Below are 20,514 nucleotides of genomic sequence, written 5' to 3' on the forward strand. Positions count from 1 at the left end.
CCTCATTCCGTACCCCAGAATGCACAGGGCCAAAGATGCCCACAAACAGTGCGAATAGAAGCAGGGTGTAAGCAAGGGCTTCCGATGTCGGCAATAGACCAGTTTCCCGTTGACAGGACCGGCCTACTCATAGAAGTTATTGAGGGCGCAGAGAAGAGCTAAGTCTAGGTTAAAGCGTGATGGTAATAAATGCGATATTTAATAACCACGGAGAAAAGGGGAGACAGGCGGAGAAAAACTGAAAACAATCTAAAGGATTGTCATTCCGGACCGAGAAAAACGAGGAGCCGGAATCCAGCCGCTTTTGTCATCGCGGGGGATTGAGCGTCAGATCGCCTGCCCTGCCTGCCCCGAGCTTGTCGAGGGGAGCAAGTGAAACGCGTCGAAGGGCGTCTCTAGTGAGTCGTGCTTCAAGCGTAACGAACGAGCGAGAAAAAATGTTTTTTGGTCTCTTTTAAAAAATGAAAAAATTGTTTCCCCCGAAAAATATTAAGAACCGTGTCGAAAAGCTCCGGCACAGTTCCGGGATGAGAAGCTTTCGCATCATCTCCCAGTGGGTGTTCGGTATCCTCTTTCTCCTCCTTTTCCTCAACACGAGGTACATGGGGGAGGATGTCATCTCCTGGCCCGTAAACGCCTTCTTCACCATCGATCCCCTTGCCGGTATCACAGCCATGGCGGCTGGAAGGAAGTTCCTCGGGTTCTTCTGGCCCATCCTCATCCTTCTGCCTGTAACCGCTCTTTTCGGGCGTGTATTCTGCGGATGGATATGCCCCATGGGAGGGTGCCTGGACCTTTTCGGCCGCAAGAGCCGTCAGCTGGCTCCCCGGCCGGCCGGCAGGTTCTACCTCACCAAGGATGTTGTTCTCCTTGTTGTGCTCATCTCGTCCCTCTTCGCGGTGAATCTTTCAGGGGTTCTGGATCCCCTGTCCCTGCTCATCCGCAGTCTGGCCATGGGGGTTGTGCACCCTCTGGAAAAAACGATCCACCTGGTTTTCGACACTGCGTGGCGGGTGGGCGGCCCTGTGAGCGCAGTGACCGAACCTGTCTACGGTTTTCTGAGCGACCATTTCCTCTCATTCAAAATGCCCATGTTTCGCTACACGGCCCTTTTCCTGGGCCTTTTTCTGACCATAATATTCCTGGAACTGGTGGAGCGCAGGTTCTGGTGTCGGAACCTCTGCCCCCTGGGTGCTCTCCTGGGGATCGTTTCGTCGAGAAACCCCCTCGGTCTGAACATTAACCGCTCCGGGTGCACGGCCTGCGGAAACTGCCCCACAACCTGCCGCATGGGGGCCATCGAGGGTGAGAACAAGCAGTCCATCAGGAAACGGGACTGCATCTTGTGTTACAACTGTGTGGATTCGTGCGGTGACCATCTCATCGGCCACCGAGCCTCCTCCAGCACTCTTGATCATCCCGGACCGTTTTTGCCTCTTACGCGCAGAGCCTTCCTGGGGACGGCGGGTGCCGGTGTCTTTCTTCCCCTGGCCATGGGGCGCAGCGCTCGTCCGGACTCACTTCCAGCTACCCTCATTCGCCCACCCGGAGCTGTATCGGAAGACCGGTTTCTGGGGTTGTGCCTTCGGTGTGGTGAGTGCATGCGTGTGTGCCTGACCAACGGGCTTCAGCCCACCCTGTTCGAGGCAGGGGTTGAAGGGATGTGGACACCGCGGCTCATCTCCAGGATAGGGTACTGTGAATACTCGTGTACTTTGTGCGGTCAGGTGTGTCCCACCGGCGCCATTGCCCATCTGGATACAGTCACCAAGAGAAAGGTCACCATTGGAACTGCCGTTATCGACAGGGACCGGTGTATCCCCTTCATAAGGCCGGAACAGTGCCTGGTTTGTGAGGAGCACTGTCCCACTCCGGAGAAGGCTATTGTATTTGACGACGTTACAGTGCCGGGGCAAGCTGGACCTGTGGTTCTCAAACAGCCAAGGGTTATTGAACACCTGTGCATCGGTTGCGGTATCTGCGAGACCAGGTGCCCCCTCGAGAGCGATTCGGCCATAATTATTGTGAGGGATGGAGAGGACAGATCGAAGCCATAGGTAAGGGCTTCGATCTGTCCAGTGAACTGTGAATTGTGAAGAGTGAATAGGAAGAGCTGCATACCATAAATGCCCGTAAAGCAGGTTTTGATTCAACTCTTCACCGTTCACAGTTCACTCTTCACTGCCTTTCTGTAACCTTGACAGTTTTTTCTCAGTAATACAGTTTGGGTTATATTTTTTTGCATATTGATGACAAATTATTGTCACTCAAAGGTGTGTGACAGAAAAATGACTAAATGAAGGGAGAGTGGAAGGTGGAAGGTGGTAGGTGGAATACAGGCAAACCGTTGTTTTCTTCCCTATACCCTATTCCATATTCCTTATTCCCTGTACCTGACTCCAGCCTCTGAAAGGTAACCTCTTTTGCGGACAGTCCTCAATCGTCTCGGCTCTATCAAACTTACTCTCACCATCCTGCTCCTCACTGCAGGTGCGTCCGCTTTCGGCACCTTCCTGCCCCAGGGAGGGGATATGGAAGTCTGGGAGAAGCTGGTGGGTACCACCGGGACCAGGATGGCCGTCACCCTGGGGCTCACCGATTTTTATCACTCCGTCTGGTTCACTGCCCTGCTGGCTATCCTGTCTGCAAATCTGCTCGCCTGCATGGTCAATCGCGTTCCCGGAATGCTGTCATCCCTTTCCGGCAAGGCTGCCATGGGAAGGGAAGCTGTCCTCGATCTGCCTGACTCGGATGAATCGGAGATCCGAACCGTCACAGCGCTTCACTCCCTCGGTTTTCGCTCAAGAAGGAAGAGTGGGGGCCGGATATTTTCCAGGGGGGGCTGGAGTTACCTTTTCACCCTGATGACCCACGGGAGTATCCTGATCATCATGGCTTTTTCTATTTTCGGTTCCGCTGCCGGTTTTGTAGCCACCCAGCGTGTTTTTGTAGGTGACAGCATCAGCACCGCCTTTAACTGGAAAGTTGGAGGCGACAAGCCGTTGCCTTTTGAATTACGAGCTGATGACTTCAACCTGCAGCCCAACCCGGTGGGTGTTCGGCTGGGGGTCCTGGAACTTGCAACGCAGAAAAAGGGCATGGTGATCGTCACCCACGAGGGTGGAACCTTTAAGGTGCCGGGGGTCAGAGGGCGTATGAGGCTTGAAAACTTCGATACCGACAGGAAGGATTTTCTGGCCACCTGGACCCATGCTGACGGATCCCGTACCGAGATAAGGAGAGATCAGGAGATAGGGAACAGCGGGTTTTCCCTTGTTCCGGTGTCCTACGCTACCTGGCCTGAGCGCCAGGTCCTTGCCAGGGTCACCCTGTCGTACAGGAATGCCAGTGATCGCTCCGGGGAGATCTCGATCAACCACCCGATGGTTAGCGACGGGATCCGCATCTACCTCACCGATTACGGCCAGGACAAGTTCGGGTTATCCTACGTGGGTTTTCAGTTTGTAAAAGACCCTGGACAGGCCGGAGTATGGGCGGGGTGCGTCCTCTTTCTGATATGTGTGACCGGGGCTTTTTTTGTCCGACACAGCTGCGCGGTAGTGGTACGGGAAGGGGGACATCTCAGAGTCCATGTCTCTTCGAGGGAAAACAGGGATGAGATCGTCAAACATCTGCAAGATAACGTTATTGTGCAAGGGGAAAATTTAAGAAAAGCTTAAAACTTGAGTTAGGGCGTGGTTACTACAAAGGCGATGTTTTTACCACGGAGAAAATCTGAGAAATTCTGAGAAGGCTTTATACCCTGGGAAAGGCGCAGCTGCAATAAAAGCGATTTTTTTTACCGCAGGGTACGCAGCGCAGCCATTCCCAGGCTGCACCGCAGAGGAATACCTGAGAAAGGCTAAATCGGGTTTAAGGCCTGGTTACCATAAAGGCGGTGTTTTTCACCACAGAGGAAAATGAGGACATTGAGAGAAGCCTAATCTGAAGGTATGAAACCATTTCTATAAAAGCGATGAAAGCTAATTTACCACAGCGCAGCCACATGAAGGCTGCATCACCCTTCGGCGCGCTTCACTTGCTCAGGGCAGGCAGGGTTTCACGGGGGATGGTCTCACTATTATTGGTTTCCTCAGTGTCCTGGTGAGTCACTTCTTTTAGTAAGTGACGAACGGGTGGTGGAATAAATGAGTTTGCGGGGTTATCAAAGTGTTTAAATTTAGCTGGCCGAGGAAGATCTTCCTGTACTCCGTGGTTCTGGCTGTCACTTCCGTTTCATTGACGGCTCTTGCCACGGTCCGTACAGCGGCCCATCTGTGGGAACAGGAGTTCCTCACCCGCAACACCTCTTACTCCCGTTACACGAGCCTGGATGTTCTGCGAACCTTCGGGGGCCGTTTCTCCGGAGGGGCGGATCCAGAGGTGACCGCGGCGATCCATAACCTGACGAGAAGCAATCAGGACCTCATCGGCGTTCAGATCCTCACAGAGAGCGGCCGGGTGCTTTTCTCCACTCCCCATATGCAAGACGGGACTAAGGTTGCTCCTGGTGCAGCTCCCGGCCCAGGGATTGAGCCAACCCCAGGGCAAATATCAGAGCCGATATCGGAACCGTTTTCAGCAGGCGCCTGGTATGAGGGAAAGGACAAAGCTGTCCAGGCTGTGATAGGGAGTTCCCATCCCATGGCTCGAACCTTCAAAGCAGGCGGACAGCGTTACCTGGATGTCCTCGCACCTGTCACGGGTTTTGGAGGATCTCGACCCATCGCCATCAGATACCTTTATGCCTACACCTCCCTGGAGGCCAAGACGGACAACCTTGTCCAGCGAGTGATCCTGGTGGCCCTGGTTCTCATGCTCCTGGTAGCCGGGCTTTCAGTCTACCTGTCCCGGGCCCTCACCCGCCCTGTCTCACTCCTTTCAGCCTCGGCGCGCCGCATCGCTGAGGGTGATCTGGAACATCGGATCCGGTTGACCACCGGGGATGAGATCGAGGAGCTGTCCCGGCAGTTCAACCAGATGCTGGAGTCTCTAGCCCAACACCGCCGGGATATAGAGGAAGCAAACAGAGAACTTCGGGAGGCAAACAGTAAGCTTAAGGAACTTCAGGCTCAACTGGTGCGCTCCGAGAGGCTGGCAGCCCTTGGGCAGCTCTCAGCCGGGGTCAGCCACGAACTGGATAACCCTGTTGGCGTCATCCTCGGGTACGCGGAGCTGACCATGGAGGAGAGCGATCCGGGAAGTCAACTCCACGAATATGCTGTTGTTGTGAGGGAGGAGGCCAAGCGCTGCAAAAGGATCATCGCCGGCCTTCTGGATTTTTCCCGCCCGAGTATTGGTGTTGCCCAAGATCTGGATCTGAAGGCCCTGATCGTCGATCTGGTCAAGCACCTGGAGGACCAGCGTCTCTTCAAAAGGATCAGTTGGAACCTGGAACTGGAGGATCGGGACACAGTCGTCAATGTTGATCCGGATTCCATGAGGCAGGTCCTGGTCAACCTCGCTTTGAACGCTGCCCAGGCGATGGGGGATGAGGGAGTGATCACAGTGAGTCTCCAGAAAACCATTGGATCCGCTGAGGACGGCTATCTGATCCATTTCGAAGATTCCGGAGAAGGTGTGCCCCTGGGAGGAGAGGAGCGGATCTTTGATCCCTTCTACACCACCAAGCGTCGGGGAGAAGGCACCGGCCTCGGTCTTTCCATCTGTCGAAAGCTGGTGGAGGAGATGGGGGGACGGATAAAGGCGCTGTCCGGTCCAACAGGCGTTTTTGAGATATGGCTGCCCCGGACCGGGGAACCTTACGATGGAGTGATCGAGGAGCCAGAAAATGAGTGAGAAAGTGCTGGTTGTAGACGATGAACCAGGGATGCGGAGCCTGCTCACCCGGGTTATGGAGAAGGAGGGCTACGCGGCCGCAGCATGCGCCGATGGAAACGAAGCCCTTCAGGCCTTTGCCAAAGAGGATTGGGATCTGGTCATCGCTGACATCGATATGCCCGGAATGGACGGGATCGAACTCCTCAAGCATTTAAGAAAAAACAGTCCCCATGTGCCGGTCCTGATGATAACCGCTTATGCCACAGTTGAAACGGCTGTGGAGGCCATGAAACTGGGGGCCCACGATTACATAACCAAGCCTTTTGCCATGGATGAGCTCAAGATCGTGGTGGGCAAGGTCTTTGAGGGTCAGAGGCTCCTGGTTCAGAGAGATCTGCTCCTGGCCGAAATAAAGAACCAATACGACCCGGAGGGTATCATTGGTGTGTCTGACAGGATTCGGGATGTGGTGGACATGGCGGTGAGTGTCGCCCCTTCCAGGGCCACCGTTCTCATAGAAGGTGAAAGCGGAACAGGCAAAGAGCTTGTAGCAAGGGCGATCCACGATCACAGCGACCGAAAGGATAAACCTTTCGTCGTCGTCAACTGCGGCGCCCTGTCTGAAGGGATCCTGGAGAGCGAGCTGTTTGGGCATGAGAGGGGAGCTTTTTCCGGGGCCATAACCACCCGCAAGGGAAGGTTTGAGCTCGCTGACAGAGGTTCCCTGTTCATCGATGAGATAGGGGAACTTCCGCCCCAGGCTCAGGTAAAGCTTCTTCGCTTTCTTCAAAACCAGGAGTTCGAAAGGGTCGGGGGATCTGTTGTTTTGAAAAGCAACGCGAGGATCATTGCCGCTACCAATAGGGACCTGAAGGCCATGGTCCGGTCAGGTGCCTTCAGGGAGGACCTTTTTTACAGAATTAATGTGGTCCACATTACGGTTCCCCCCTTGAGGGACCGAAGGGAGGATATAGAGCATCTTGCCCGGCATTTTTTGGAAAAATATAGTGTCCAGATGAACAAAAAACTTGACGATCTGCCGGGGGATGTCCTGATAGCGCTTCGTACCTACAATTGGGGAGGGAATGTCCGTGAACTGGAAAATGTCATGGAGAGGGCAGTTGTTCTTTGCAAGGGAAGCTCTGTAACTCTCCGGGATCTGCCGGAAGAGGTCAGGGGCCGGGACAGGGACCTTGAGGCAGCCCCTGCAAAGGGGCAGACCTTGACCCAGATCCTGGAAGCCATGGAGAGACAGATCCTTGTCAGGACCCTGGATAAAAACCGGGACAGCCAGACAAAAACAGCGGGAGAACTGGGGATCAAGAGAACCACTTTGCGGTACAAAATGGGGAAATATGGACTCGTGTAAGTCCTCATAAATGAGGACAGGACGCAGGACGCAGAACGCAGAATGCAGAAGAAAATCAAGGACATACGGAGTCATCTTACATGAGAAACAACCGTCTTCCTGGATTTTGGAACTTGGATTTTGGAACTTATACTTTGGATCAACTGTCTTTGAGATCTGAGATCTGAGATTTGAGATTACTATTTTGGTATGAACATTGCTCTTAACACTATGATGAAAACCGTATTATTGACAATACCGGCTTTGCTGCTGGCCGCAGTGCTGTATTGCAACTGTTCGAGCCCCTTTAATGGAGACACCCTTGTGGCCCAGCCTGTTGACGGTGAGCCGGGGCCGGAGGAATGGGAAAAGGCAGTGCCCCTTGATCTGGTGGTTTGGATGGGGAACGTAAATATCCCCGAAGAGATCGTCGCACTGGACATGGAAACATCTCACAGATCGACTCCGGAGTGTCATCACGGACCTTCCACTTCGGATCCTGTCAAAGTGAGGATCCAGGCAGTCTACAACCGGGAAGAGCTGTTTGTGCTCATGAAGTGGCCGGACAGGACGCAGGATCGCGAGCTTGGAACCTGGGAATTGGGGCCGGAAGGTTGGATCGCAAGGCCCGGTGCGGACGACGGTATTGCCATATTATGGGAGTTATCGGGGGAGCCGGCAGGGGGATCTATGGGTAGATCTGGCGGATCCGGGAGTGGAGAGGGTCCTTTCCGCTGCCAGTATGCATGCCATATGATGGAGGTGGATGTTTACGACGGCGGTACAAAGATGAGAATGGGGATGAAATCCTCAGAAGGACAAGTGTTGGACCTCTGGCGTTGGAGGGCTTCGGTTACGGGGTCGTTTGGTCTTGCCGACGATATGGTCATCGATGAAACAGGCAAGCGCGGGGATGAAGGGCAGGTGCTGCCTGTGGTAAACCGATCCACGAAGGTCCCGGGTCCCGGAACGGTGAACGGTTCCGTGGCGCCTTACTATATTGTTGAGACGCCTATAGGCCGACAGGGAGACGTAAGAGCCAAAGCCCGGTGGGAGAAGGGAATGTGGACCCTTTTACTGAAAAGAGCCCTGGACACAGCCGATCCGGATGACGTGGTTTATTCCCCGGGAGGCAGGGTGCCTTTCAGCGTCAGTTTATTCGATAACACCTTCAGTGAACATCACGTATCCGCCGATAGCGCATTTCTGGTGCTGTGGCGTGCTACCCGGATCCAAAACAAGGGGAGGGATTTTGATGAGCCGATGGATTTCTGAAGCGCTTTCTCCGGTAACTTTTACCAGCATTTCCTTCCCCGGATTTTTACTGGCGTTACTGCTGGGAGCTTTCCTGTTCGCGGCGGCGGGGTGCGATGATGCCGGCAGGGAGACGCCGGCTCCGGTGACAGGCACTGTGGGCGTTCCTCTGGCTGATGCCAGGATCTATATCTACGGGGAGGGTGATGATATCTACGGTCCGGCACGAGTCATATCCGAACCCACCTCCCCCGACGGTTCTTTTTCCCTTTCCCTCAAACCCGGCAAATACCTTGCCGTGGTGAGGAAACGGGTTTCTGAAGAGGTTGCAGGGCCAGTGATGATAGGGGACTACAGGGGAGAGCCGATCCCTTTCGAGGTTGCTGAAGGGACTCAGGGTGTCTCCCTTTCTCTTACTGCGAGCCTTAAGGTGGCCAACGAAAAAGCCTTCCCTTCAAGGGTTTCGGGTGATGCCACAGGAATAAGCGGAGTTGTGCAGGATGCCGACGGGAACGCCGTGGAAGGCATCAGGGTCCATATTTACGATCACATACAAATGTCTGAAAGGCCCAAGTATGTCAGTGAGCGCACCGGAGCGGATGGTAAATTTTTCGTGCCGGTAAAAAGGGGAGGAACCTACTATCTGGCAGCAAGGGACCGGTTCGGCGGACCACCGCAGATCGGTGATCTTTACGGGCGTTTCGATGAGGGGACGGTGGATCCGTCCGGAGTTGTGGTACGCAGGGGAGAGCTTACCTCCGGGATCACGATCATGGTTCAGAAGGTATGGTAGTGGTTTTCAGGACATCACAGATCATATGTGTCCTGGAAACCAGTGTCTAGTTTCTAATGTCTGGTGTCTAGGGGATCAGAATGTAGAATGTACCCTTCGGCAGGCTCAGGGCAGGGAATGTAGAACGCAGGAGAGGGGCAAAAAAACGAAACGGTGAAATGGAGACACGGAAAAAGAATTGGAGGGGGTGAGTGGGAGAGTGGGCGAGGGGGAGAAAGATCTGTGATTTGTAAAACCTGGAACTTTGGATACTGCTGCTGGCCGGCGTCATTGCGAGGAGCGACGAGTTATGCGAGTGCGACGCGGCAGTCTCGGGATCGCTGCCTAACAGTAGATCCTTCCTTAATCTTCCCCTCCCTTGAGGGGAGGGGATTGAGGGGAGGGTGAAAGAGTCCACCCCCATCTCGATCTTCCCCCCTCAAGGGGGAAGAAGAATATTGAAGGTGACTAAAATATGGCTCGCGATAACTGATTGTTTACTTTTGAGATTTGAGATTTGAGATATGAGATTTAGAGCCGCCACAATAATATTCATCTTTCTGGTAACGGCTTGCGGAGGCCAGGAAAGCGTCACCGTACTCATCCCAAAGGCAAGGGAAGGTGACGAAAAGGCGTCGTGGCGGCTCGTTCAGGCCATGGGATCCGATGACAAGGACGTCGCGCTTGCGGCCTACAAGGGGATCATTGACATCGGAGCCGACATCGAACCCTGGCTTGCCAGGGGGCTGGAGTCACCAAATGACAGAGTGGTGGAATCCAGCGCCGCAGCCCTGGGGAACCTGGGTGACAGCGGGAGCCTCCCGGCTCTCATCAGGATCCTGGAGGGAGATGGGACCAGGAGGTACGCGGCCGCGTGGGCGTTGGGTGAGATCGGTGATCTGACCGCAGTGCCGAACCTTGTCCGCATCCTCGCTTCGAAGGATATGCTGCTTCGCAAATCGGCTGTCCGCGCCCTCGTCAAAATGGGCCCTGAGGCGGGAGCGGCGGTCACCACTTTCCTGTCGGCGGCAAAGGATGCCGGGAGTGAGCGGGCAGCCATACGTGTTGTGGGGGAATTGAAGACGGTGATGGCCGTCGATAGCCTCATTTCCATTAGCGGCCCCAACAGGGATGCAGCTGCGTGGGCATTGGGAAGGATCGGAGGCGAGAGGGCCCTTGAACCCTTGCTCGAAGCGTTGTTGGATCCCAGGTGGCAGGTCAGGAGAGAGGCGGCCCAGGCCCTCGGCAGCCTTGAGAATGATAAATCGGTTCCTGCACTCACCGGAACCCTTGAGGACCCAGTAACGGTGGTGCGTGAGTGGGCCGCCCGCTCCCTCGAGACGATCACCGGACGCAAGGTCCTCTACATGGGGGAAGAGGGGGAAATGGTTCCGCCTTATAACCTGTATCGGTGAGCGACAGCACGCAGGACGCAGAATGAAGTCACGGTTTCTGTAAAAGCGGTTTGTTTTGAAACGCAGAGGTCGTAACGCCTCTGGCGTGACAGGCTTCGGACGCAGAGGGAGGCCTGAACCCTGGTTGAGGCGCGGTCTCCATAATTGCGATGTTTTTTCACCACTGAGCTCACTGAGAACACTGAGGAAACCTTAAGTCTCGGTTATGGCACGGTTACTATAAAGGCGATCTTTTTTCACACAGAGCTAAGGTGGCCCATCGCGAACCCTATTAAAGTTCCCTTCCAAATTCTTCCTCCCCCTATTGAGGGGGGAGGATTGAGGTGGGGGTGATTGGAACTTAACCATGTGACCTGTCGCGGCGAAGTTATGCCGCAGGTATAACGAAGACGGAAGCGATCCCGGGTTTTTGAGATTTGAGATCCCTGTCCGCCATAGCTGGTCGGCGGGCGTTAGCGACGGCGGATGAGATTTGAGATTTGTTTTTCTAACAGGGATGAAGGGGATAACAGGGAAAGGCTGTATCGAAGTATCCAGGTATATAGGCACTTATTTACTTAGACACTTAGACACTTAGACACGTAGATACGTAGATACGGTGACGCAGGAACCCGAAACGTAGCGAAGAGAGCATTTGATATATGCATGACGGTACCGGAAAAAAACAACTGAAAGGCCTGGCCCCGGTTTTCCTGAAGCAGGGATGGTTCTGGATCGTCGTGCGGTGGGGCGCCCTTGCCGTAATGGCGGTCATGGTCGCTGCTGCATGGGGAAGACGGGGTATAGATGGAGTGGATACCTCCGACCCCCTGATGTACACCAATCTGGGGAACCTGGCGTTCTGGGTTCTCTGGCTCATGGGGATAGTACTGTTGGTCCCTCTGGTGGGACGGGCCTGGTGTTCCGTGTGTCCCGTTGGTGCCATGAACGAGTTTGTATCAAGGTTCGGTTTGAAAAAGGTTTTTCCCCGGTTCATCAGAAACCAGCACCTCAAGGCGTTGGCACTGATGATAACTGTATTAATGATGGGTTTATTTCGGATCCATCACTATCCGGATATCACCGCCTGGTACCTTCTGGCCTGGGTTGCGATCGCTGTGGCTGCGGGTATCCTGTTTGCCGGGAGATCCCTGTGCGCCTACCTGTGTCCAATTGGCGGTATGCTGGGTCTGTACGGCCGGACTGCCCCCCTGCGCTGCGGTGTGAGGGAGGATGAGGTTTGCCGCGACTGCGAGGAGCGGGAATGTGTGCGCGGAGCCGTCAGTTGGTTTACGGCCGGATTCGGCAGGCTGAAGATCTCTCTTCGTATGAGGAAAAACCCATGTCCTGTGAATCTCAAGGTATGGGAAATGGACGGAACAGACCGGTGTCTGTTGTGCCTTAATTGTATGAGAGCCTGCCCCCTGGACAACGTAGCCCTTTTCGGGCGGAAACCCCTTACCTCCCTCTGGACCGAGAGATATCCCAGGTTCTCCGACACGGTATTGGTCGCGTCACTTATGGGGTTTATTTTTCTCACCTTTTCCAGGTTCTGGCCGTCCCTTCAGGAGCTAATGGCCCTCCCGGTTCGATGGATGAACCCTTACCTGGGAACGGCCATAAAGCCGGTGCTTCTTCTCTGGCTGGGTATCGGGCTGCCTCTCCTGGTCGTTCTGATGTCTGCAGCCCTTGTTATATGGAGCCGCTCAAACAATACGTCGGTTATCCCCTTGGGGAAACAGGATTCCCGGGAGGGTTCACCCTTGAAAGTCTGGTTCGAAAACGGGATTTCCTCCGGGGCAGATGATCCGGGCGGGGAGGAAAGGATCATGGGTGCCGATACGGTTCGGGGGTTGTCGGCTGTGTACGCGCCCACCATATTGCCTTTACTCCTCTCCTCCCATCTGGTGCTGGCTCTGGTCAAGCTCAACACGAAGCTGACCTACCTGCCTGTGGCGATGGCAGACCCTGTTGGAGTGAAGTCGTACATGGCCATATGGGAACTCGGTCTTATGTCTCAGCCGGGGATCTGGCTTCCCATCAGCACGGTGAAGATAATTTCCCTGGCACTGCTGTTATCGGGGACCGTTCTTTCCCTTTGGGCCTACTCGAAGATCTCCAGGCGCGAGGGCAGGGGTGCTATCCCCATGCTTTTCCCACTGATGGTCATGGCGGCGGTGGTATACGGAGGCCTGTACAATTGGCTCTTCTAAAAGTTTTTCAGAAATCTGGGCAGAGGTTTAGGCAGAGATCCTGGCAGAAGTATTGGCTGGGGTATACGCTGGCGGCGGCTGTCTGCCTGGTGGCGGTTCCCTCCTACGGACATTATATGGGAAAGGTTGTCCCCATAGGGCACACCGGGGAGAGGTCGGTCCACCTGGCTGCCCAGGTCATCGCCTCCTATTTCGAAGAACAGATGGGCCGGGAAACGGAGCTGGTGGAAACAGGATCTCCCACCCGGTGTATTGAGTCCGTCAGGGACCGGGAGTTTCCCATGGCCGTTGTACCGGATACTGCCCCGGGGGTTTTGCCGGAGGGTGTCCTGAAACTTGAAGGGAAGTTTGGCCCTCCGGGCCTGACAGCCATCTTTATCATAGGCAGTGATGCCCGGAAAAAACTGGAGTTCAGCCTGGTGGAGCGATACCTGGACTCCCTTTCAAAAGGGCTTGAACCTGTCGATTGGGAAAAGGCCCTGGCCCGTGTCGAGGCGGGTGAGGGGGTCAGGGGTGTGGCTCTGGATATGTTGAGGGAAGCGGATCTGTTGTGAAGATCCACCAGAACGCAGCACGCAGAAGAAACCTGAAGTAAGCCGATAGTCGTTAGCGGAAAGCTGAATACACGCAGTGCACCAGTGCATTTGATTCAACCTGAAACCTGAGGGTAGCGAGCACATGAGATACGAGAAAAAGCTTGCATATCTGGTACCATTTATTCTGGCCATTGCATTCGTTTCCTGCAAGCCTGCGGCTGAAGCTCCAGACGGGAAGGCTGCTGTCAGCGATGTTAAACCGCTGCGCATCGGGTACATGATCTGTGACGGTATCGAGGAGACACGCGCCCGGTTTGAGCCCCTGACTCAATTCCTCCAGGCAGCATCCGGCATTTCTTTCCAGGCGGTCTACCTGAACACCTTCGAGGTGCCTGAGGCCTTCGAGCGCGGTGAACTGGACATAGTACACTCAAACTCCCTCCTCTACGTGATCATGCACGAGAAGGGGCTCGAACCCCTTGCTGGAGAGAAGAGGGGCAGCCTGGGGTACCAGAGTGCCGGGGGGATAGTGGTCAGGGCCGACAGCTCCATCAAGACACTGGCGGACCTGGCTGGCAAACGAATGGTGTTTGGTCCCCAGTTGGCTCCAACAGGCTTTCTTTCCCAGTACGAACTTCTCATCGACGCAGGTGTCGATCCGGAGCTGGATCTCGAATACTATGCCATTCCATGGGGCGCCTACAAGCACGAGAAGGTGGTATATGGTGTCTGGCTTGGCGTTTACGATGCAGCTGCAGTGCCGCTCCTGGACCTGGAGTTTATGATCAGGGATCGGCGGATAGGTCCGGAGGACCTGAGGGTTATCGCCAGGGGCGATCCGATCCCTTACTGCGTTTTCGGTGTGAGTCCTGAAGTTCCGTCCGAGAGGGTCGACAAGATCCGTTCCCTTCTCTTTAACCTGCTGCCGGAGGATACGGCCAGTTTGGGTGAAGAGGTTCTTTCTGTGCTCGGCCGGGCTCAGGTAGACGGGTTTGTCCCCATCGCTGATTCAGATTTTGACAGGGTCAGGGAAATGGCAAGAAAGGCGAATATGCCGCCGTATCAGGAGTTCTGATCTGACGGTCTTCAGATCAGAACAGTGAACGGTTTAATTTATTGTATCCCAGCCACTAGCCACAAACTATTTGGATGTTGATATGAGCCAAAAAATCCTAAGCAGACTTACCGAAGCCCTGGCGGTGTTATGTATCGCGGCGGCGGTGATCACCCTGGTCTATTCGGCAAGGGTGCCTGCTGTTGAGGGCTCCCTGTCGGATATGAGGGTTCAGACCGTTTCGGACCAGGATATGGTCAGGTTCCATACCCTCCTGGGTGAAGCTCGTCGGCTTACTGACACCAACGGCGACCCGGAACCTCTCATGCAGGAACTTAAGGGGAGTTTTCCCGGACGTCATGAGGTCTGGGCTCTTGCAGCCCGTCATTGGGAGGCGGAAGGTCAGGACAGTGAGGCCCTCCTTGCCTATGCGCGGGCTGTCAGGCTTCAACCGGATTACCTGGATGAAGGATCCGAACTGTTTCTCGGAAGGAGGATCCAGGCGTTGAGCGTGAAAGTCATGGGTGAGCTGGATGCAGCCCGCAGCAGTCAGGATCTTGACAGTGCCGAAAAAAACTTGTTGAAGACGGCATATTTCCTCAAACGAAGGCTTGCCGGAGGCTGCGAGTGAGGAAACTGTCTTTTGATACAGTCCTGATCATCGGCAGCGGTTTGTCCCTGGGGGCTCTGGGTGCCGCTCTGGCGTTGTGGGGAAACCCGGCCAACTCCGGCATTTGTGTTTCCTGTTTTATGGAGAACCTTTCCGGGAGCCTGGGTTTGCATCACAACCTCCGCATGGCCTACCTCAGACCTGAACTTGCTGGTTTCGTTGCCGGGGCCTTTCTCACGGCACTTTTGGGCAGGGAGATGCGCCCCAGGTCGGGAGCCTATCCTGTCCTGGCTTTTGTGTTGGGATTTTTCCTCATCGTTGGTTCGTCGGTCTTCATGGGTTGTCCCATCAAGATGATGCTGCGCCTGGGAGCGGGGGATATGACAGCGGTGGGAGGTTTACTCGGTCTGGCTGGAGGGGTCTGGGTGGGAATACGGTATTACCGGGCGGGCCTGGACCTGGGGGTTCCCAGACAAGGGGCAGGTGCCTACCAGGGCATCCTGGTCCCACTGCTTTTTCTCCTGTTCCTGGGGCTTGCTGCTGGAGGTTTTCTCCTTTCCGGCACCACCGGCCCGGCGGCTCAGAGAGCTCCCTTCGTCATCGCCCTGGGTGCTGGTGTTTTGATTGGCGCTCTGGCCCAGCGGTCAAGATTCTGCGTGACAGGGAGCTTTTCAAACCTTTTCCTTGCAAGAGATATGAGCCTCATGGGAGGGCTGATAGTCCTGTTTTTGGCGGCCCTGGCGGTCAACGTTTCAGTCGGTCTTTTTAGATTCGGTGTCCTGGATCAGCCTGGGTCCAACCCGGACCACATGTGGAATTTTTTGAGCATGGGGCTGGTTGGATTCGCATCGGTCCTGGCCGGTGGATGTCCCTTCAGGCAGTTGGTCCTTTCCGGGGAGGGTTCCGCAGATGCGTCTCTGGCTGTTCTGGGAATGATCGTCGGGGGAGGACTTGTCCATCAGTGGGGTATCGTCAGCACCTCGGCCGGTCCCACCCCTTTCGGCAAGGCGGCTGTGCTGCTGGGGCTGGCGTTTTGTTTCGGGATCGTGAGGTTTTATAGGAAAGCATAGTACTCAGGAGCCAGGAGCCAGGAGAGAGCATCCGCCTGGGCGAGGGGGCGACTTGCCGAAAGGGCGTAAGAGCGGGGTTCTCTTCGTCATTCCGGAAATCACCTGCCTCATTGAGTGATTGTCCGGAATCCAGTGGCTCTGTTATGACCCGTCTTCGTTTTTTAAGCGACGTTGCTGCGAGCAATTGCGATTGGACTTCGGGAACCTCGACCAAAGCATTCAAAGGCAGGCCGGGCCGGAGTGACGAGCGACAGGGCAAGGAAAAAGACAGGGCGAAGGGCGGAAATACAGAATGCAGAACGCAGGAAGCAGGAAGCAGGCGAAACGGGGAATGGGGTGAAACGGTGAAACGGAGAAAGAACCAGAGGGGGCGAGTGGGAGAGTGGGCGTAAGGGGGAAAGGCTGTATCGAAGTAGCGAGGTATCGAGGTGTCCAGGTATATAGGTACTTAGTTACTTAGACACTTAGAGACGGTGACGCAGGAACCTGAAGCGAGCATTTGAGATTTGAAATCTGAGATTATTATTTTTCAGGAGGATTTCTGATGAAAAAGTTACATCGCAACCCCGACGTCAACTGGAGAGTGGAGTCCCACAGGGAGGCCCACGTACGGGAGGTCCTGGAGGATCCTCTGCGGGAGGGTGAGGATGCTGAGGCTCTGGAGGTGGGAACAGTGACCATCCTGGCTGGCGGGGTAATGCATCAGCTCAACCTTCTCGGGGGGGAGATCTGGAAACTGTGTGACGGAACTTTGGACCGGGATGGACTGGTGGCGCATCTTCTGGAATTATTTGAAGTGGATGAGAGCACCTTGAAAGAGGATGCCGAAACCTTTGTGGATGAGATGATCCAAAAGGGCCTCATTGATGAAAAATAGCGAACTCCTTTCAGCGCCCCTCACCGTCAACTGGTCCCTTTCCTACCAGTGCAACTTCACTTGTTCCCACTGTTACAGCCGGGAACTGGAAACGGTGCTGTTAACACCTGCCGACATCAGGAATGTGGTGGACCTGCTGTCGGAAAAGGGCGTTGTCTTCATCAACTTCGGCGGTGGTGAACCTCTTCTCCTCGATGACCTTTACGATATCACCGCTTATGCGGTCTCACAGGGGCTTAAGGTCACCATGAACACCAACGGATGGCTTCTGGACCCAACCACTGCCGCACGGATCGCCCATGCGGGTTTTCACAGCGTTGGGATCAGTATCGACAGCCCGGACCCAAAGTCCCACGACCGTTTCAGGAATAAGGAAGGGAGTTATGACCGGGCGATCAGGGGGCTGGATAATCTTGAAAAGGCCGGTGTCAGAAGTACCGTATCGTGCGTGATCAACCAGGAGAACCTGCACAACTGGCAGGGCATGATCGATCTTTGCCGAGATCACGGGGTCCGTACCCTGTACCTCCACAACTACAAGTGTTCCGGTATGGGGCAGGTGAACATGGGAGACCTGGACCTTAGGCCCGACCAGTGGAGTGCTTTTTATACCGAAGCGCTTAATGTCCGGGAGGGGCTTTCCGATCTCATTATTTCCTTCGACGATCCCATCATGGCCTCTCTGCCCGGCTATAGCCATGACACTGCTGTAAAGGGCAGCACCTGCGGCAAACTCAGCCTTCACATTGAGCCGGACGGGGGGATCACGCCCTGCGGCTTCATCCCGGTTACCATCGGCAATATCCTGAAGGACGACTTTGACAGAATATGGTTCGATTCCCCTGTTCTTGACCGGATGAGATCCAAAACAGCCACCGGCAAGTGTTCGGGGTGCGACAGTTACGAAGATTGCCTGGGGGGCTGCTCGGCTCGCGCCTTTGCCCTCACCGGAAGCTTCGACAGCCCCGATCCGCATTGTTGGGTGGAGGAAGAGTAATGATCATGGTCCGTGTATGCGTGAAGCGTGCATGCGTGGGTGCGAACAACCACTCACATACGCTCTACGCACGTACGCACCTACGAGGTGGCTTTTGATGCATTTCGATTTACCCTGGCGTATCCACTGGCAGCTCGGTGATCCGGTCAGCAAAGATCTGTTGGAGTCCATCCGTGGATGCTGTCCCCTTGCGGTTACCCTCGAGGTCGAGCGGATCGGCCAGCTGTCTGCTCTGGATCTGCCGTGGGAAGGGACCTCCCTGGTCATCGTGTACCGGGGATGGAGGAGTCCTCGCCGGGATGTCATTGCCGGGATCGCCCAGCGGTGGGAGTTCCCTATCGAAGGGCCCGGTGATGCCAAATACCTCGCGGACGCCTCATTTTTGGGTTTGCCGCCGGATGAGGCAGCTTTTCGCTGGTTTCCCCGAAGGGGAAAGATGCAGGATCTGATTTCCATCCTTGAAATTGTGGAAACTGCCGGGTGCGGGCTCACCTTGCCAAACCGACCGGCCGGTGTTATCACCAGCGAAGGTTCCCGGGCATTTCCCGATATCGGGGAGCTTTCCGGGGAAGTCCTGTCTGAGCTGATGGCTTTTTCAAAAGTGCTGCGGACAGGCCAGGTCAGGGTTCACGATTTCATACTCACCGAAGCTCTCGGTCTTGAGGGCGTCGAACCACAGGGCTGTGAGGCAGCAAACTCCATGGCCTTCATCGACCGTGAGGGCAGGGTTTACCCCTGCGAAACGCTGATGGTCCCTATGGGGGATCTTAACCGGGAAAAGCTGGATGCCGTGTGGGCCTCGCCATTAAGGGACCGTATCCGCAGGGATGTCGATTCCATACCCGGTTTTTGTTCGGCCTGCCCTGATCTTGTTCGCTGCAAGGGAGGCTGCAGAGGGGCTGTCTATCACCTTATGGGGCACTATGGGGCCCCCGATCCTCTTTGCCCCACGGATGGGTTAGAGGATATGGAAGAGCATTATGAGTGAACCGGTCATCTACCTTAACAACGCTGCTACGAGCTGGCCGAAACCGGAACGTGTCATACAAAAACTGGTTTGGGCAGCCACCGAACTCCTCGCTACACCGGGCAGGGGAAGCGCTGGTGTCCGGAGCGAGCGGGTCATTTTCGAGGCCAGGGAAGCTGTGGCGGACTTTGTGGGTGCCGGTGACAGTTCGAGGATCATCTTCACCTGCAACGCCACTGCTGCCCTTAACCTTGCTATTTCAGGTTTTCTCGCCCCCGGGGATCATGTGGTTACCACATCAATGGACCACAACTCGGTGTCCCGTCCCCTTGCCCGCATGGAGGATGATCGGGGTATTTCAGTGACCCGGGTGGAGGGGGATAGGGAAGGGGTTGTGACATCAGCCTCTGTGCTGGATGCCCTAAGGCCCGAAACGGCACTGGTGATCCTCACCCACGCCTCCAACGTCACCGGCACGATCCAGCCGGTGCAGGAAGTAAGTGCTGGCCTCCGATCCAAGGGAGAGGGCAGGCCCCGTCTCCTCGTTGACGCAGCCCAGACAGCGGGAGTCTTCCCTATAGATGTTCAGGCGTGGGGGATCGATATGCTGGCAGTCCCTGGACACAAGGCCCTGTACGGACCCTCCGGAACAGGGTTTTTGTATCTGGCTCCGGATCTTGTTCTGGACCCGATCTTCGAGGGCGGAACGGGGGGCCAGTCCACCCTCCGTCGTCAGCCTGACCTGCTCCCCGATCGGTATGAGAGCGGAACTCCAAACATCCCCGGTATTGCCGCCCTCGGTGAGGCGGTGAGTTTTATAAGGGAAAAGGGGTTAGAGCAGATCAGGCGTCACGAAACAGCGCTCTTTGATCTCCTCATCAGCGGGTTAAGGGAAATACCGGGAGTCACCCTCTTCGGTCCATGCGATTCCAGGCTGCAGATGGCGGTGGTATCCTTTCGTCTTGAGGGTATGGATCCAGCCGAGGTGGGCAGTTTCCTGGAGGAGGCGATGGGGATCCAGGTGCGGGTTGGTCTTCACTGTTCCCCCATGTCCCACCGGACCATAGGGAGTTTTCCGGAAGGGACGGTGAGGGTCAGCCCCGGTCTCTTCACTACCGAGGGTGATATAGAGGCGCTCATTGACGGGGTCAGAAAGATCCGGGAGGTGAGAGGTGCCTGAGTTGGGAATGGTCATCGTTTTTCCGACAACGCATCTGACCCTCTCGGCGGAAAAATCCCTGGAAAAAGCCGGTATCGAGCACCGGACCATCATGAAGCCCAGAAGGATCTCCAGCGACTGTGGTCTTGCCATCCGCATCGATTCCGATTCCTTTGACACCTGCAGGGAAACGCTCACTTCAGATGGGCTTTTACCGGTTCGGTTTTTGAAGGAGGTTGAGGGGGAGTGGGAATGTGTCCTGGAATTGGATTAAACAACGGTTTCTGTAAAGGCGACAAAAGCTTTAACGCAGAGTTGCGCAGAGGTTATCACAAGGAACCATCGCAGAGTTACGCAGAGAAAATCTTATCTTGGGATAAGCAACGGTTGCTATAAATGCGATCTTTTTTTACCACTGAGTTATTGAGGACACAGAGAAAGTCTGAATCTCGGGAAAGCGCGGTTCCTGTAAAAGCGGCAAG

17 protein-coding genes are annotated in these 20,514 nt (G+C 55.2%); all 17 read left to right on the forward strand.

Features of this window, described 5'->3' with window-relative positions; all coding sequences use genetic code 11:
- The first annotated feature begins 527 nt into the window (after positions 1 to 527).
- The 17 genes from P1S59_04545 (at position 528) to P1S59_04625 (ending at position 20,306) form a co-directional block, all read left to right on the forward strand.
- On the forward strand, positions 528 to 2,057 hold the full coding sequence (locus P1S59_04545; protein ID MDF1525521.1) for a 4Fe-4S binding protein: 1,530 nt from the start codon (positions 528 to 530) through the stop codon (positions 2,055 to 2,057).
- 366 nt (positions 2,058 to 2,423) lie between these two features.
- On the forward strand, positions 2,424 to 3,680 hold the full coding sequence (locus tag P1S59_04550) for a cytochrome c biogenesis protein ResB (GenBank protein MDF1525522.1): 1,257 nt from the start codon (positions 2,424 to 2,426) through the stop codon (positions 3,678 to 3,680).
- Between the two features lie 490 nt (positions 3,681 to 4,170).
- Positions 4,171 to 5,799: an ATP-binding protein gene (locus P1S59_04555; GenBank protein MDF1525523.1), complete on the forward strand. Its 1,629-nt coding sequence runs from the start codon at positions 4,171 to 4,173 to the stop codon at positions 5,797 to 5,799.
- The gene (locus P1S59_04560; GenBank protein MDF1525524.1) at positions 5,792 to 7,150 is read left to right on the forward strand and encodes a sigma-54 dependent transcriptional regulator; all 1,359 of its coding nucleotides are present in this window, start codon (positions 5,792 to 5,794) and stop codon (positions 7,148 to 7,150) included. Before P1S59_04555 ends, P1S59_04560 begins: the two co-directional genes overlap by 8 nt.
- Positions 7,151 to 7,339: 189 nt before the next feature.
- Positions 7,340 to 8,404: an ethylbenzene dehydrogenase-related protein gene (locus P1S59_04565; GenBank protein ID MDF1525525.1), complete on the forward strand. Its 1,065-nt coding sequence runs from the start codon at positions 7,340 to 7,342 to the stop codon at positions 8,402 to 8,404.
- Complete coding sequence (locus tag P1S59_04570) at positions 8,385 to 9,176, forward strand: carboxypeptidase-like regulatory domain-containing protein (GenBank protein ID MDF1525526.1); 792 nt, start codon at positions 8,385 to 8,387, stop codon at positions 9,174 to 9,176. The genes P1S59_04565 and P1S59_04570 overlap by 20 nt, the downstream gene beginning before the upstream one ends.
- A gap of 503 nt (positions 9,177 to 9,679) precedes the next feature.
- Positions 9,680 to 10,570: a HEAT repeat domain-containing protein gene (locus P1S59_04575; protein MDF1525527.1), complete on the forward strand. Its 891-nt coding sequence runs from the start codon at positions 9,680 to 9,682 to the stop codon at positions 10,568 to 10,570.
- A gap of 641 nt (positions 10,571 to 11,211) precedes the next feature.
- On the forward strand, positions 11,212 to 12,762 hold the full coding sequence (locus P1S59_04580; GenBank protein MDF1525528.1) for a 4Fe-4S binding protein: 1,551 nt from the start codon (positions 11,212 to 11,214) through the stop codon (positions 12,760 to 12,762).
- Positions 12,750 to 13,316, forward strand: a complete 567-nt coding sequence (locus P1S59_04585; protein ID MDF1525529.1) for a hypothetical protein — start codon at positions 12,750 to 12,752, stop codon at positions 13,314 to 13,316. Before P1S59_04580 ends, P1S59_04585 begins: the two co-directional genes overlap by 13 nt.
- 124 nt (positions 13,317 to 13,440) lie before the next feature.
- Positions 13,441 to 14,373 carry a phosphate/phosphite/phosphonate ABC transporter substrate-binding protein gene (locus P1S59_04590; GenBank protein ID MDF1525530.1) on the forward strand — a complete coding sequence of 311 codons (933 nt, stop codon included), beginning with the start codon at positions 13,441 to 13,443 and terminating at the stop codon, positions 14,371 to 14,373.
- A gap of 82 nt (positions 14,374 to 14,455) precedes the next feature.
- On the forward strand, positions 14,456 to 14,983 hold the full coding sequence (locus P1S59_04595) for a hypothetical protein (GenBank protein MDF1525531.1): 528 nt from the start codon (positions 14,456 to 14,458) through the stop codon (positions 14,981 to 14,983).
- Positions 14,980 to 16,032 carry a YedE family putative selenium transporter gene (yedE, locus tag P1S59_04600; GenBank protein ID MDF1525532.1) on the forward strand — a complete coding sequence of 351 codons (1,053 nt, stop codon included), beginning with the start codon at positions 14,980 to 14,982 and terminating at the stop codon, positions 16,030 to 16,032. The genes P1S59_04595 and yedE overlap by 4 nt, the downstream gene beginning before the upstream one ends.
- A gap of 544 nt (positions 16,033 to 16,576) precedes the next feature.
- Complete coding sequence (locus tag P1S59_04605; protein MDF1525533.1) at positions 16,577 to 16,909, forward strand: PqqD family peptide modification chaperone; 333 nt, start codon at positions 16,577 to 16,579, stop codon at positions 16,907 to 16,909.
- Positions 16,899 to 17,906: a GeoRSP system radical SAM/SPASM protein gene (locus tag P1S59_04610; GenBank protein MDF1525534.1), complete on the forward strand. Its 1,008-nt coding sequence runs from the start codon at positions 16,899 to 16,901 to the stop codon at positions 17,904 to 17,906. Before P1S59_04605 ends, P1S59_04610 begins: the two co-directional genes overlap by 11 nt.
- A 97-nt stretch (positions 17,907 to 18,003) precedes the next feature.
- Positions 18,004 to 18,894 (forward strand): SPASM domain-containing protein, encoded by an 891-nt coding sequence (locus P1S59_04615; GenBank protein MDF1525535.1) that lies wholly within the window; start codon positions 18,004 to 18,006, stop codon positions 18,892 to 18,894.
- Positions 18,887 to 20,053, forward strand: coding sequence for an aminotransferase class V-fold PLP-dependent enzyme (locus P1S59_04620; GenBank protein ID MDF1525536.1), 1,167 nt, complete (start codon positions 18,887 to 18,889; stop codon positions 20,051 to 20,053). Before P1S59_04615 ends, P1S59_04620 begins: the two co-directional genes overlap by 8 nt.
- A complete protein-coding gene (locus P1S59_04625; protein ID MDF1525537.1) occupies positions 20,046 to 20,306 on the forward strand; it encodes a DUF3343 domain-containing protein in 261 nt (86 codons plus the stop codon). Before P1S59_04620 ends, P1S59_04625 begins: the two co-directional genes overlap by 8 nt.
- Positions 20,307 to 20,514: the final 208 nt, after the last annotated feature.

The organism is bacterium (assembly GCA_029210965.1).
Taxonomy (GTDB): Bacteria; BMS3Abin14; BMS3Abin14; order BMS3Abin14; family BMS3Abin14; genus JALHUC01.